The sequence below is a fragment of the Solwaraspora sp. WMMA2056 genome (assembly GCF_030345095.1).
Classification (GTDB): domain Bacteria; phylum Actinomycetota; class Actinomycetes; order Mycobacteriales; family Micromonosporaceae; genus Micromonospora_E.
Map to the genome: position 1 here is coordinate 987329 of NZ_CP128360.1, position 13916 is coordinate 1001244.

The window sequence follows — 13916 nt, forward strand, 5'->3', positions numbered from 1 at the left end:
AGTTGACCACCGAACGCATCCCCGACCAGCAGCCACTATGGGATGCCTGGCATGCCTCGGGCAGGTCCACCGGGCGGTACGCCGGCCATCAGCGGCTGCGACAGACCTTCACCGAGCGAATGACCCGGCTGCCGGCCGCGCGACGGGTACTCGACGTCGGCTGCGGACAGGGCCACGACATGCTGGCCATGGCGGCGGCCGGCTGGCACGTGACCGGCGTCGATCTCTCGCCGGAAGCGATCCGGTTGGCGCGGGCCCGCGTACCTGAGCAGTCAGGCCAGCCGGACGCGGCGGCGACCGAACTCCACGTACACGACATCGCCGCGGGCCTCCCGTTCGCCACCGGCCGCTTCGACGGTGTCTACTCGCACCTCGCGCTGCACTACTTCACCGAGCGGACCACCCAGCACGTGTTCGATGAGATCGGCAGGGTGCTGCGGCCCGACGGCGTCCTGGCCTTCTGCGTCAAGTCGACCGCCGACCCCAACTACGGCAAGGGCGAGCAGTTCGGTCCTCGGATCTTCAGCGTCGACGGCCATGTCCGGCATTTCTTCGACGAGGAGTACACCCGTAAGTTGCTCACCGGCTGGCGCATCGAGATGCTGGACCACTACGACGGCAGGTTCGAGTCCGGCCGGTCCAGTGCTTTCATAGGTGTCGTCGCGACACGGGCCGACGCCGGTTGACGCCAGCGCGATGCGGATCGTCAGTGTGAACACCTGGGGCGGGGCATTGGCCGACGAACTGCTGCCCTGGCTGGCCGACTGCGCGGCGGACGTCGCCTGCCTGCAGGAGGTGACCCGGACGCCGGGCCTGACCGGCTGGACCCGTTTCGACGACGGCGACCGCGCCCTGCCGCAGCGCGCGAACCTGTTCGACGACGTGCGCGCCGTACTGCCCCGCCACCAGGCGTTCTTCCTGACCAGTGACTCCGGGCCGGTGACCGACGGGACGGGTGCCCGGCACCGGCAGGACTTCGGCGTGGCGACGATGACCGCCGAGCGGCTGCCCGTCGTCGGTGTCGACTCCGCCTTCGTGCACGGGGAGTTCATCGCCCATGGCAAGTGGACCGTCGCGGACCGTCCACGGGTGGCGCTCGCTGTCGGGACAGTCGGCCGCGCCGACGGTCGGCGGGTCTGGGTGGTGCAGGTGCACGGGCTACGTGATCCGGCGGGCAAGGCGGACACCCCGGCACGTCGGGCCCAGGCGGTACGGCTGGCCGAGCTGGTCCAGCGGGTACGCGACCCGAACGATCTGGTGGTGGTGTGCGGAGACTTCAACCTGCTGCCCGACAGCGCGACGTTCGACGTACTGGGTGATATCGGACTGACCGAGCTGGTCGGCGCGGCGGACACCCGTACGTCGCATTATCCGAAGCCGGTCCGGCACGCGAGCTATCTGCTCGTCTCCGACGTCGCCGCCGTCGAACGGTTCGAAATCGTGCGTCAGCCGGAAGTCTCCGACCACCGCGCCCTGCTCCTCGACCTGCGGGGCTGACCTCGTCGGACGCCGGCTGTTCCCGCCCCGGTATGACCGCCCTGACGGTGGGTACCCATCGGTCATGGTAGGCACCTCCAATACCCTGTCGCGGTCCCGCGCCGAGGTGACGAGGTCGGGTCGCAGCGAAGCCGCCGTGCGGCCGGCCGGGTACGCCGATCTGCCCGTCACGGCCCGTACGCATGTGGAGTTCCTGCCGGTCGGGCTGTTTCCGTCGCTCGGGGCAGGCTTCGTCCGCCGCTGGCACCGCACCTACCTCGACTCCCGGCACGGTGTCGGCTACGTGGTCACCGACCCGACGACACCACACGGTGACGTTGTCGGATTCCTGCTGGGCACCACCGACCAGGCCGCGCACATGGCGGCACTGTTCGCCGATCGGCGGGCGCTGGCCGCACTGTCGGTAGCCGGTGCTGGTGCCTTGGTCCGCCGCCCACGGCTGGCCAGTCAGCTGGCTTCCCGGGCCGTTCCCTGGGCCCGCCAGATCGCGCAGCGCCGGTCCGGCCAGCCGGCTCCAGCAGCCGGGCCGGCCGACAATCCGCAGGTCGCGGTAATGGTCGCGGTGGCGGTGCAGCCGCAGTGGCGGGGCAGCGGAATCGGGGCGGAACTCGTCCGCCGGTTCGTCGAGGACGCCCGGCGCGCCGGGGCGGCGGAGGCCGAGCTGGTCACCCCGGTCGGGTCGGCCGGGGCGACGGGCTTCTACGAACGGCTCGGCTGGGAGCTCGGGCCGTGCTGGCACACCCGCGACGGTGACCAGCTTCAGGCGTACCGTCAGCGCCTTGACGCCGACAACTGATCAGCCGCCGGCCGGTTGCCAGGCGGCGAGCAGGTCGATGGGCTGGTAGAGCACGTCGAGCCCACGGCAGGACGCGCCGCTGCGGGAGACGGCGACGGTCGGCACCGGCTCGTCGGTCAGTGCTGCCCGGTGCCGGAACAGCGCGGACAGGTCGTGCCCGTCGAACGGCGCCTGGTCATGCCATTTGATCGAGCCGACGAAGTACAACTCGCGGGCGATCGGTGCCCGGTCGGCACCGACGATGTCGATCTCGACGTCGTTCGATCTGGTCCAGTACGCCCCGATGGCGGGTGCCGCCGGCAGCGAGTCGTCGGGCAGCAGCCGGGCGAGTGCGTCGCGGATCAGCGGCTCGACCGCCCGGCCCCGCCAGCTCGGGAAGCTCGTCCGGATGCGGGCCAGGGTCAGGTCACCCCGGCCGCGTTCGATTTCCGGCATCGCGGCGGCGAGAAACCGCAGCCAGAAGCGCAGGTACGGGTCGACGATCCGGTAGCGGCGGTCCTTCGACGGGCGGGTGGACAGCGGCAGTTCACCGGTGACGAGCCGCTTGACCTGCAGGGTTTCCAGGGACCGGTGCAGCGACGTCGAGGACAGTTCGCCGGCCGTACGGGCGATGTTGGTGAACGTCCGCTCGCCGGAGCCGATCGCGGTCAGCACCTCGCGGGCCTGGAGCTGGGCGGGGAACTCGGCGGCGAGTGACCGTTCCGCGGAGACCAGCAGCGCCGATGTCGGGTCGGCCAGCGCCACGCCGAGGAAGTCCCAGAGGCTGGTGCCGGGCGGCCATTCGGCGGCGACCAGCGGCAGCCCACCGGTGATCAGGGCGGCGTCGATCGCGTCGGCGGGTGGCAGGTCGAGCATGGTGGCGAGGTCGGCCGGGTTGAGCGGGCCGAGCACCATCTCGCGGCCGCGCTGGTGGAACGGCCGACGGTAGTCGTTGAGCGCCTCCATCATCGCCAGGTCGGAGCCGATGAGGACGAGCAGCACCGGCTTGCGGGACAGCAGCCGGTCCCAGGCCCGCTGCAGGATGCCTTCGAACTGCTGCTCGGGATCCATCAGACAGGGCACTTCGTCGAGGACGACGACGCTGGGAGTGTCGTCGGGTAGCGCCGCTGCCAGCAGCCGAAACGCGGCGTCCCAGTCTGACGGGTTGGCGGCGGCGATCAGGTCCCGGCCGGGCAGGGTGGATTCGGCTGCGTCGGCGACGAGTTGCCGCAGCTCGGTGGCGGTGCCGGCACCGGCGGCGGTGAAGTAGAGGTACGGCACCTGCGCGTCGTCGACGAACCGCTCGACCAGGCGGGACTTGCCGACCCGCCGCCGCCCTCGGATGAGCAGGCAGCGGCCGGGCCGGTCGTCCCGGGCCGAGGCGATGCGGTCCAGCTCGGCGGCGAGGGTGCCGAGTTCCCGGGTACGCCCGACGAAGCCCGCCACGCTAACTCCCATGTTAGTAACACTGATGTTAGTAACATCCAGGCTAGCTCAAACGTGAGGTGATGCGCCACCACCGCGAGGACTGCAATATTCGGCTCAGCTACTGCAAAACTTGCCTGTACGACTAATATTGCAGAAGGCAGCGAAATTTCGCAGCAGGGAGCGGTGGCTAAAACGAACAAGTCTCACAGTCCTTGCTGACCCTGCCACACCCCACACAGACCGCCCGGAGATTGCGACCTCACAAATCAGGGTGAATGAGTCTCAGGTCAGGGAAAGATTTCGAGATCGTCCCGAAGTCGCTCAGGTTGTTCGTGGCGACCGGCAGTTGCGGACGAAGCGCCAGGGCACACGCAGCGGTCCAAAGGTCGTTCGTGCCGCCCTTCTGTAGATGCCCGGAGAGCTTCGCGTGCATCTCTGCCCAAAGCTCTACGACCTGGTAGGTGTAGGGAACCACGACAAAGGACTTGAGCCGGCTGCGCAGGTCCTCTATGCGACGAGCACCCCACCGTCGACGGTGGGCGTTGGCGAGCAGCTCACCGTACGTAGCGAAACTCACGGCTTGCTCGTGACCTGCAGTGAGGCTAATGAACGCCCTGCCATGATCGGCCCCCATCAGCCAATAGCTCACAACGTCCGTGTCAATGAGCAGTGGCCCATTGGGGACGTCCTCCGGCCCCATTCGGCGAGAGCCGCGAGGAATGCGGCTCGCTCATCGTCCGTCAAATCGGTCATCCCTAGCTCGGCCGCGTTGACCCAGCCGTCCGTTCCTTGTGCTGTCTGGAGTCCAGCAAAGGTCTGGGGCTCCCAGAACGAGTCAACGTCAAGCTCCAGTTGGGTGCTTCGGGAGACTGCGCGCAGGTCGACGCTGGTAGCCTGCGCTGTCCGAGGGTGGTAACGCACGTAGCCCTCAAGATTCGCGCGGGAGCGCAGTGCCTCCTGAATCTGGTCAGCAAGCTCGGAGGAGAAGTTGACTGCTACAGCGTCGCCGCTGGCAAGACGCAACCGAGCGGTGTGGCTTTCGAAATCTGCCTCGAAAAGCACCCCGGTCAGGGTCTCATCCCTGCTCGTGGGCACCCGGTCACCGATGCGCTGCAGGCGTTCCCGAACTGCAGCATCGATAGTCGCTTGGCGTGAAGCCTGTCCCGTCGACATCGGGGAGTCATCGATCAAGGTCATCGCTGTGTTTCGGTCGCCGATCCCTAGATCTGCGGCTAACCGAGCGACCGCGGCGGCCAGCTCCGCGTCTGTTTCCGGGCCACCGCCGGTGATCACGGCTAGCAGCCGATCAAAAGCAAGAGAACTCAGGTCCGCGACGGAGATAGGCAGCTCGTCGTCGTTTGGCTCTGCCGCTTCCGGCAAGGCGAAGACTCCGACAAAGCTTCCGCTCTGGATATCTACCATGCGAAGTCGCGCCGCGCTTTCGATAGCCTGGACGTGCCGACCGGTCCCACGCCGGGCCTTTCCGAGGACCAAGTACGCCGCGTGGGCTATGGCACGTTCAAGACCAAGAATCATGCGGGCGACGTCGGCCGCCGCGACGCGGCCGGGCTGGGCGTTGACGCCTTCCAGCTTCGCCCGGACGATCCTCATGAGCCGCGACTCCTACATCTGATCCCTGTCGTCGAGGACCTGGTGCCTCGCCATGCAGTCTAGAAGGAACCACGCAGGGTCGTGGTCCCCTGACCGGCCGACGACAGACCTTGATTCGCCGGTCGGCTGGGGCAGCCGCCACAGGGCGGCAGGTGACTCGACCGGCCGGCGCTGGTTCGTCACCGTCGACGATCTGACGCTGCGGCGGCACTCGGATCACGAGCCGCCGCTGGCGGCGTACCGCCGGTTAGAGACCCGCGCTCGGCGCGGCGGGTGACTTGCGCGTGGGGGGTGGCAGATGCTGCGTGACTATCTGGAGCCGATGAACGGCGACGGCGCTGCCGGTTGAGACCGGCCGACTCATCTGACGGTTCGTCGGGCCTGTTCGGCTCGCCACAGCAGTTCGCCCTGCTCGGCGGCTGCCTCGTTGGCGGCGATCCATTCGTCGATCTCGGCCCGGTGGTCGGCGTAGTAGCGCAGCGCGACGTCGACGCTGTGCCGGGTCAGCCCGGTGCTGGCCATCATCTCGGTGACCAGCTCGTCGCCGTCCAGCTCCGGGGATGCGGCCTTGATGGCGTGCCGCGCGGCGATGACCTCCCACACGTCGGGGCCGCCGGCCAGCGCGGCCCGCTGCCCGGCCGGCCCGTCGCGCACCAGGATGCCGGGGTACGTCGCGCCGTCGTACAAGCTCATGGGAGCTACTCCTCCTCGTCGGTAGGAAGTGCGGGTCCGTCGTCGGTGACTCCGTCGGGGAGCCGGCCGGCGGCGGCAAGCCGCTCGTACGCCCAGCGCCAGTCGTCGCAGCGGCTCCGCAGGCAGGACACGCAGACCTTGAGCGTCGGCGAGTCGGTATGGGCGGCCAGCATGTCCCGGTAGACGGCGACGAGGTCTTCACGGACCGGCACCGCCTCCCCGACGGACGGCCCGCTGCTCACCGTGCGCCCGCGTAGTAGTGGTGCTGGCCGTTGGCCTGCCGCTGCGGGTCGAACCGGGCCTCGAACTGCTCGGTCTGCCATTCGCGCAGCGCGTTGCGCACCCGGTCGGCTTCGGTCCAGGCCATCCGCAGCTCACGGCGCAGCTCGTCGACCTCGTCGGCGACCCGTTCCAGGTAGCCGTACACCTCGTCCGGGTCGAGGCCGCCGCGCCAGCGGCGCGGCAGGAACCGCATGGCGCGCACCGCCGGCCCGGTCAGCCGCGATCGCCGTACGCCGTTGCGTCCGCTGTTGCTCTGGTAGTCGCCGCCGGTCGCCGCCGTCAGCCGGTGCCGTACGGTCGCCGCGTTGCGCCTGAACACGTCGTGCCTCCTTGGGGGAAAGAATCGTGGAGAGGCGCCGGGGCGGGCGGGATCACGCCAACCGAGTTTGCAGACCTGGGAGCCGCGTTGCCGGGCACCCGCCCCGGGCCGTGCCACCACAATGCCGGGCGCACGCGGCTCGCCGGCAGATGCATTTCTGTAGCATTCCTGGTGCACTTCTGTTGCATCGCTCGCTGACCTGCGAAAACAGGTGTACGTCAACCTACCCGCATCGCCGTGGAATTTCCACGCCAAGTCCAGCGGAAGAGTTATCCACAGCCCATTGCATTGATCTTGTAAATCTGTGTGTACTACGTGCACCGTGGACATTGGTCCGACGCGACGGGAGGGCGTCCAGGTGACGGCACGGCGGCACGACCTGGTCAGGCAGCGCAGGACGGCAGGCTTCAGCCAGGAAGGACTGGCCAGGCTCCTACAGGTCGATCGCACGACGATCGCCCGGTGGGAGCGCGGTGACACAGATCCACACCCAGCGGTACGGGCACGACTCGCCGAAGCCCTTGACCTGCCAATTGATCAGCTCGACGCACTGTTCAGCGCCGAGCCGACGAATCTCGCTCTGGACAGCACCGATTCCGGCGGTACGGTGGCATTTGGGGATACCGATGGAGGTGATCTTGTGAACCGCCGTGCTTTCGCGATCAATACTGCTCTCGCCGGCCTCGGCATCGCCACACCGCTGCGCGACTGGATCACATCGCCGCAGGTGCCGCAGCACCTCGGCATGGAGCACATGCAGCAGGTCTCCGAGACGATCCTGGCCTTCCGGCGTGCCGACGCGGCGGTCGGCGGCGACAGCCTGTGCGACGTCGCTATCGCCATGCACCGCCGCCTCACCCGCTGGGAGCGCGAGGCGAGCTACAGCCGCCAGGTCGGCGAGGCCCTGCAGGACTGCCTCGGTGATCTGGAGGTCCAGACCGGCTGGCTCGCCCTGGATGCCGAGCGACGTCAGGAGTCCCGCCACTACCTGCACGAAGCCTTTGTCCGCGCCCGGCTCCGCGACGATCCTCGACTTGAGGTGCGTGCGCTGCAGCAGCTCTCGATGCTGGTGCGGGATGCCAATCCATCGGAGTCGTTGCGCTTCGCTGACGCGGCCCAGCGGATCGCCGCACCCTGGGCCACGCCTCGCTTGAAGACCCTGCTTCACCTGCGCGCGACGCTGGCCCACGCCAAGGCCGGCGACGCATCCGGCTTCGGACGCGAGCTGGTCAAGGCCAAGACCCAGTTCGACCGAGGGACGGCAGTCGATGACCCGCCATATCTCCAGTTCGTCAACACGTTGGAGATGACTGGTATCGAGGGCGCCGGTCATCTCGCCCTCAACCGACCAGACCGTGCATCCAGCCTCTTCGCTGAAGGTCTCGTGGATCCCGATCCCCTCTTCCGACGGAACCTCGTCCTTACCAGGGTTGACGTCGCAGATGCCCTGTACCAGCAGGGCGATTACGTCGAAGCCGGCAGAGTTGCGAACGACGTCGTGCCTGCCGTCGCCTCGATTGAATCTCGGCGGACGCGGAAGCGACTGGCGTCCCTGCGTGCCGACCTCGGGCAGACGGCTCCACACGTGCCGGCGGCTCGTGACTTCATCGAGGCGTACGACGCCGCAAAGGTCGCCTGATGGCGGTCGACGGTCTCAAGCTCGACGTCTACGACGCCGACCAAGCGAAGGCGATCCTCGACGACCTGGTCGGCGTCTACATCGAGATCTACGACGAGCCAGCCGACGCGTTCCACGGCGAGGACCGCTACCGCAGGCAGATCAACGGTCACATGACGCTGCCCGGCTGGAAGCTCGTCACCGGCAGGGTCGGCAACGAACTCGTCGGCTACGCCTACGGCTTTCCGCTCTCATCGGACCGCTGGTGGACCGGGCTGCTCACGCCCGTACCGGACGGCTTCACCTCAGAGGACGGGCGGCGCACCTTCGCGATCAGCGAGCTCATGGTCCGTAAGTCCTGGCGGCGACAGGGCGTTGCACGCGCACTGCACGACGAGTTGCTCGGCAACCGGGAAGAGTCGAGAGCCACCCTGCTCGCCGATCCGAAGAACGCCCCGGCGCAGGCCGCGTACGCCTCCTGGGGCTGGCGCACCGTCGCCCAGCTCCGACCGGGTTGGGAGAACTCCCCCATCTACGACGTCCTCATCCGCCCGTAGCGCGAGTAGGCCGCCCCACCACGACCGTCTGCTCACTCTCGGGCAGAACGCTGCCGACCAAGTGCGATCAGGGTGATCAGCACGGCTGCCGTGCCGCCGAATACGACGCCGACCCAGCCCGGAAGGTCGGCCAGTCTGCCAACCGCGTACCCCAGGCCGGCACCAGTCAGACCGGACAGCGCGACCGCCGACCAGCCCACCGCGTTCAACTGGACCCGACGGACCGGACGTGATGCACGTCGGCGAGCCCTCCACCGCGACGTAGGGCGATACTCGCTGTATCGACGTCGCATGAAGACCTCAACAGCGGTGCGTGAGAAGCGGTCATCGGTCTCGCCCATCCTGACATGGCAGTCCAGGGTCGGCGAGGTGAGGCCTACGCACCCTCAAACGGACTCGTGAGGTATCTGAGCCTCACCTCGACGAAGACACGTACCGGCTGCGGGTCCAAGTGGCGCTTGAGAGTCGTATGGTTTTCCTATGGTTACCACAGTCAACCTGCCGGACGATCTGCACGCGAGGCTCAAGCAGATCGCTGAGACTGAGCACCGGTCGGCCAACGCCACCATCGTCGTCGCCGTCGAGGAGTACGTCGCGAGGCACAGCAAGCGGTCCAAGGTGCGTGGGTTGGCCGCAGATGTGGCCGAGCGCCACCGCGAGCTGCTCGACCGACTGACCCAGTGACCGCCTACCTCGACGTCGAAGACCTGCTGGAGATCGGCTCGATCGTCTTCGGCACGCCAGCCAAGGTCCGCGACTACGGACTGCTCGCCTCCGCCGCCGCCCGACCGAGCACGATCGTCTTCGGGCAGGAGGCCTACCCCGACCTCGCAGGAAAAGCAGCCAGCCTGCTGCACTCGATCTGCGGCAACCACGCACTCGTCGACGGCGACAAACGCCTGGCGTGGGCCGCCGCACTGGTCTTCATCAACCTCGACACCGGGACGCCGATCCCGGACGTCGACGTCGACCGCGCCGAGGCATTCATGCTCGCAGTTGCCGACGGCAGCCTGCACGAGGTCGACGCGATCGCAGCGGAGCTGCGACGGCTTGGGGTCCTCGACACACTCAGCTCGTGATCGTGAGCGCCAGCAGGCCCTGGTCCAGCCCGATCAGTAGCGTGTCGTCGACGGTGCAGCATGCCAACGCCGGATGGAGCACCGGAATCGTGCGTACCGCGCGAGCGGTCGGTACGTCCCAGACCCGGACGGTGCGGTCGTGGCTGGTCGAGGCGAGCAGGTCACGCCCACCCACCCGGACCAGACTCAGCCCGGTCACCGGCCCCGTGTGCCCGGTCAGCCAGTGGATCGGCTGACCCCGCTCGGCGTCCCACAACCGGATCGTGTGGTCCGCGCTGGCCGATGCCAGCGCCGGACGGCCGGCGACCACGAGCCCGCAGAGTGCGTTCACCGCGTCCTGATGCCCCTGCTGCGACCAGAGCTGCGTGCCGTCGGTGTCCCAGAGCATGATGGTGCCGCTCTTGTCTGCGGAGGCGAGCAGCTCGCCGGCCGGCCCGGCGACCGTGGCCAGCGTCGTCACCCAGGCCAGGGTCACGTGCCCGAGCAACACCCGGCGCACCTCGCCCGAGTACGGACGCCACAGCCGGACAGTCTGGTCGTCGCCGGCAGAGGCCACCAACAGCTCCGCGTCGTGCTGCACCGGGCAGACGGCGGCGACGCGCTCGTAGTGGCCGTTCATCTCCCCCTGCAGTGTCCCGTCCCACGCGTCCCACAGCTTGACGACTCGATCGTCGCCAGCGGTCAGGATGCGCGGCTCCTCCTCGTCGGGTACGACACACAGCGCATTGACCGGGCCGTCCGACGCGCGGAACTCGCGCTGTTGGGCACCGGTGACCGCATCCCAGATCCGTACCTGCCCGTCCAATCCGGCGGATGCGACCAGCCGGCCCTCGGCGCCCGGCACCGGGCACACCGCAGTCACCGCCCCGATCCGGTCGTGCTCGGCGACCGCCCCCGGCGGTCCGCCGCCCGGATCCCACAGTCGCACGGTCCCATCGTCGCCGGCGGTGGCGAGCATCCGGTTGTTCGCCGTCGGCAGCTCGCAGACCGCTCGGATCCAGCTGGCATGCCCGCGTAAGCTCGGTCGGGGAATCCAGGTCTGCTGCGGGGCGCCGGTCGGCACCTCCCACATCCGGATCAGTCCGTCCTCACCAGTCGAGACCAGCAGGCAGCCGTCGCTGACATCTACTGTGCACAGATCGGTCAGCGGGCCTCCGGTTCGCAGAACCTGGACGCATGCCCCGGTCACGGGATCCCAGATCCGCACTGTGCCGTCGTAGCCGGCCGAGGCGAGCAGGGTACGGCCGGGGGTACGCACCGCGTACAGAGTGTTGACCCAGCCGAGGTGACCGGTGAGGACTTCAATCGGCTCCCCACCGGTCGCTGGGTCCCACAGCCGCACCGTGCCGTCGTAGCCGGTGGAGGCGAGCAACTGTCGGTCCCCGACGGGCACGTGGGTCACCGCCGTCACCCAACCGGTGTGCCCGCTCAGCACATGGCCTGGTCTGCCCGTGTCCGGATCCCACAACCGCACCGTCCGGTCGTCACCGGCGGAGGCGAGCAGGTCACCGTCGGGCATTGGGATCGCGCAGATGTTGCGTACCCAGTCGCCGTGGCCACGCAGCTCGTGCCGGCGGTGCCCGGCACGCGGATCCCACAGCCCGATGGTGCCGTCGTGACTGGCCGTGGCGAGCAGCACCTCACCGGTGGCGAGGCGCACCGCGCAGACGCTGTGGATCGTGTCGTCGTGGCCGGTGAACGCCTGCTCGGCCTGGTTGGTCAGCGGGTCCCAGAGTCGCACTGTGCCGTCGTCGCCGGCCGAGGCGAGCAGCCGACGCCCGTCGATGACGATCGCCGCGACGTCGTAGACGGCCTCGGAGTGTCCGTCGAGGATGCTGCGTTCCTGCCGGGGCGGGGTGTGCGCCCAGCCTGCCCGGTACGGGGCGGCCGCCGCCGTGATCCCGTTGTCCAGGCCGTCGAGCCGGTCGACGACGGAGAACAACGCGGCCCGCTCAGCCGGCGCGGCTGCCACCGCCAGCGGGGTCCGTTGCAGGAGCCGGGCACGGGTGACGGCGAGTGGCGCCTCGGCCGCGTCCGCCACCGTGAGCAACCGGTCCAGGTGGGCGTGCAGCAGATAGTCGTCGTCGGTGAGCAGGTCGTCGACCGCGCCGGCGCCGGCCGCGTGCTGCGGCAGCGACCGCAGCAGGTAGTCGAACGCGGTGGCCCATCCGGTAGCTCGCGCGGCGGCGGTCCAGATCGCCAGCAGCCGGGCGTGGTCGTCACGCCGCGAGGCCTGCGCGTCCCGATCGGCCAGCAGCGCGTCGTTGAGCGCCTGGTGGAACAGCCGGTACACGGGCTGAGCGCCGCCGCCGGTTTCGACGAGGAAGTTCGCCGCCGAGGTACGCGCGAAATCGGCGAGTTCCGGCTCGGTGACCGCCCCGCCGAGGGCTTCGATCGCGGACTGCCACAACGTCAGTGGCAGTCCCGGCGTCTCGGCGTACGCCAGGGCGGTCAGCGCCAGCCGGGCCGATGTCCGGCCGGCGGTCGGCAGCCCGGCCAGATAGGTGTCCAGGGCGTGCGCCACGGTAGCGGTGAACGACACCTCGTCCGGGTCGATCGCGGTGTTGTCGCGCAGTGCGTGAGCGCGGGCGACCAGGCCGGCGACCAGGAAGTTTCCCTTGGCGAGGGCGGCGATGCGGCGGGCGAGCGGCGCGGCGACGGTCGAATCGGCGTACGGGTTGCCTGGTCGTTCGGCACCGATCAGTTGCAGCGTCGCCTGGGCGTAGTCGGCCAGGTCGGATTCGGCGAAGTACTCCGGCGCGTCCAGGTCGACGAGTTCCGCGTTGCCGCCGAAGCGGCTGATCAGGTCACCGTGGTCGTCAGAGCGCCGGGTGCCGATCACGATGCGCAGGCCGCGAGGTCCACAGTCACGGGCCAGGGGCATCAGGACGTCGTCGATGACCATGCGCGCCTGCGCCGGGTCGGTAGCCTCGTCGAGTGCGTCGATGACCAGGGTGAACCGGGCCGGCCGGTGGGCCAGCTGATCGCGTACCACAGGCATCAGATCAGCTGGTACGCCTGGCAGCTCGACGGCGACGGCACGGGCGATCTCGGCGGCGACTTCGAGAGCGGTCTTGCCCTTGACGTGCACCGCGCATGAGACCGCACCGACCGGAGCTCGGACGGCCACGTCGGTGTCGGCCAGCTCCCGGCTGATCTGCTGGTCGGCGGTGGTGACGATCCGCCCGAGTACGGCTGACTTGCCGACTCCCGGTGACCCGGTGACGATCAACGGCCGGCTGACCGGTTCGGCGCTGTCGATCCAGTCGACGATGCGGTGCAGGGCGGCGGCCCGGCCGCGGAACCGCGCGCCGCCCTCGGTGTCGACCGCGACCCCGCGCGCCCTGGGCAGCCAGTGCCGGCCTGCCTCGCCGTCGGTGGCCAGGGCCCATCCCCAGGCGGCGAGGGCGGCGTCGTCCGCGTCGGCGGCCCGCCAGGCGGACAGAGTCGCCAGCTTCATGTCCGGTAGCTGCTGGTCGGCGTAGTGCAGGGTCACGGCCTGGCCGCCGCCCTGGGCGTCGGCGGTGACGACGACGCCGACCACCGCCTGGTACTCGGATGACCAGACCGCACCGCCGCTGAACCCTTTGCTCAGCTGGGTGGCCGGCGAGGTGTGGATCATGACGCGGCCCCACCCACCAGGCTGGCCGACACTACCTTCGGCATGGCAGCCGCCGACCACGTGCGTCGGGAACCCGTACGTCCAGTAAGGACTTCCCGCCAGCGGCTTGGCGGGCAGACAACGAAGTCGGGCCGGGGTCACCGATGCCGGTACCGGCTCCACGAGTTCAAGCATGACCAGGTCGACCTTGGCATCCCGCATTCCGTCGTGCAGGCAGCTGCCGATCCGGCGGCGGTCGAACCAGGTGACCTTCTCGGCCAGTGGAAACGAGATCCAGAGGTCGTCGTGCAGCTGCCCGTCGTTGCCGAACGCGACATGGTGGCAGGTCAGCACCAGGTTGCTCTCCACAACGACGCCGGTACCGACGGGGGTGTCCTGGTGCTGCCCACGGTGCAGGGCGACCAGCCAGGAGCAGTCGTCGGGTCCTGCGGTCAC

14 protein-coding genes are annotated in these 13916 nt (G+C 69.1%); 7 read left to right on the forward strand and 7 right to left on the reverse strand.

The genetic code is table 11. The annotated features are described in order from the left end of the window. The first annotated feature begins 2 nt into the window (after positions 1–2). The 3 genes from O7608_RS04580 (at position 3) to O7608_RS04590 (ending at position 2293) form a co-directional block, all read left to right on the forward strand. The gene (locus tag O7608_RS04580; protein WP_289208783.1) at positions 3–686 is read left to right on the forward strand and encodes a class I SAM-dependent methyltransferase; all 684 of its coding nucleotides are present in this window, start codon (positions 3–5) and stop codon (positions 684–686) included. Positions 687–696: 10 nt separating this feature from the next. Further along, complete coding sequence (locus O7608_RS04585; RefSeq protein ID WP_289208784.1) at positions 697–1497, forward strand: endonuclease/exonuclease/phosphatase family protein; 801 nt, start codon at positions 697–699, stop codon at positions 1495–1497. Positions 1498–1561: 64 nt separating this feature from the next. Continuing rightward, entirely contained in the window at positions 1562–2293 is a 732-nt protein-coding gene (locus O7608_RS04590; RefSeq protein WP_289208785.1) for a GNAT family N-acetyltransferase, read from the forward strand. Here the strand turns inward: O7608_RS04590 and O7608_RS04595 are convergent, their stop codons facing one another. The 6 genes from O7608_RS04595 to O7608_RS04620 all read right to left on the reverse strand — a co-directional run bounded on the left by O7608_RS04595 (position 2294) and on the right by O7608_RS04620 (position 6605). Further along, positions 2294–3718 carry an ATP-binding protein gene (locus tag O7608_RS04595; protein WP_289208786.1) on the reverse strand — a complete coding sequence of 475 codons (1425 nt, stop codon included), beginning with the start codon at positions 3716–3718 and terminating at the stop codon, positions 2294–2296. Positions 3719–3959: 241 nt separating this feature from the next. Then, positions 3960–4349 carry a PIN domain-containing protein gene (locus O7608_RS04600; protein ID WP_289208787.1) on the reverse strand — a complete coding sequence of 130 codons (390 nt, stop codon included), beginning with the start codon at positions 4347–4349 and terminating at the stop codon, positions 3960–3962. Next, on the reverse strand, positions 4346–5311 hold the full coding sequence (locus tag O7608_RS04605) for a hypothetical protein (RefSeq protein WP_289208788.1): 966 nt from the start codon (positions 5309–5311) through the stop codon (positions 4346–4348). The genes O7608_RS04600 and O7608_RS04605 overlap by 4 nt, the downstream gene beginning before the upstream one ends. A gap of 360 nt (positions 5312–5671) precedes the next feature. Further along, on the reverse strand, positions 5672–6004 hold the full coding sequence (locus O7608_RS04610) for a hypothetical protein (protein WP_289208789.1): 333 nt from the start codon (positions 6002–6004) through the stop codon (positions 5672–5674). Positions 6005–6009: 5 nt separating this feature from the next. Further along, complete coding sequence (locus O7608_RS04615) at positions 6010–6246, reverse strand: hypothetical protein (protein ID WP_289208790.1); 237 nt, start codon at positions 6244–6246, stop codon at positions 6010–6012. Then, on the reverse strand, positions 6243–6605 hold the full coding sequence (locus O7608_RS04620; protein ID WP_289208791.1) for a hypothetical protein: 363 nt from the start codon (positions 6603–6605) through the stop codon (positions 6243–6245). The genes O7608_RS04615 and O7608_RS04620 overlap by 4 nt, the downstream gene beginning before the upstream one ends. 322 nt (positions 6606–6927) lie before the next feature. Here O7608_RS04620 and O7608_RS04625 point away from each other — a divergent pair, with 322 nt between their 5' ends. From O7608_RS04625 to O7608_RS04640, 4 genes are all read left to right on the forward strand, one after another. Next, positions 6928–8244, forward strand: coding sequence for a helix-turn-helix transcriptional regulator (locus O7608_RS04625; protein WP_289208792.1), 1317 nt, complete (start codon positions 6928–6930; stop codon positions 8242–8244). After that, a complete protein-coding gene (locus O7608_RS04630; RefSeq protein WP_289208793.1) occupies positions 8244–8780 on the forward strand; it encodes a GNAT family N-acetyltransferase in 537 nt (178 codons plus the stop codon). Before O7608_RS04625 ends, O7608_RS04630 begins: the two co-directional genes overlap by 1 nt. 480 nt (positions 8781–9260) lie before the next feature. Further along, complete coding sequence (locus O7608_RS04635) at positions 9261–9464, forward strand: CopG family ribbon-helix-helix protein (protein ID WP_289208794.1); 204 nt, start codon at positions 9261–9263, stop codon at positions 9462–9464. Further along, positions 9461–9859, forward strand: a complete 399-nt coding sequence (locus tag O7608_RS04640; RefSeq protein ID WP_289208795.1) for a type II toxin-antitoxin system death-on-curing family toxin — start codon at positions 9461–9463, stop codon at positions 9857–9859. Before O7608_RS04635 ends, O7608_RS04640 begins: the two co-directional genes overlap by 4 nt. Here the strand turns inward: O7608_RS04640 and O7608_RS04645 are convergent. Continuing rightward, positions 9849–13916, reverse strand: a complete 4068-nt coding sequence (locus tag O7608_RS04645) for a trypsin-like peptidase domain-containing protein (protein ID WP_289208796.1) — start codon at positions 13914–13916, stop codon at positions 9849–9851. The genes O7608_RS04640 and O7608_RS04645 overlap by 11 nt on opposite strands.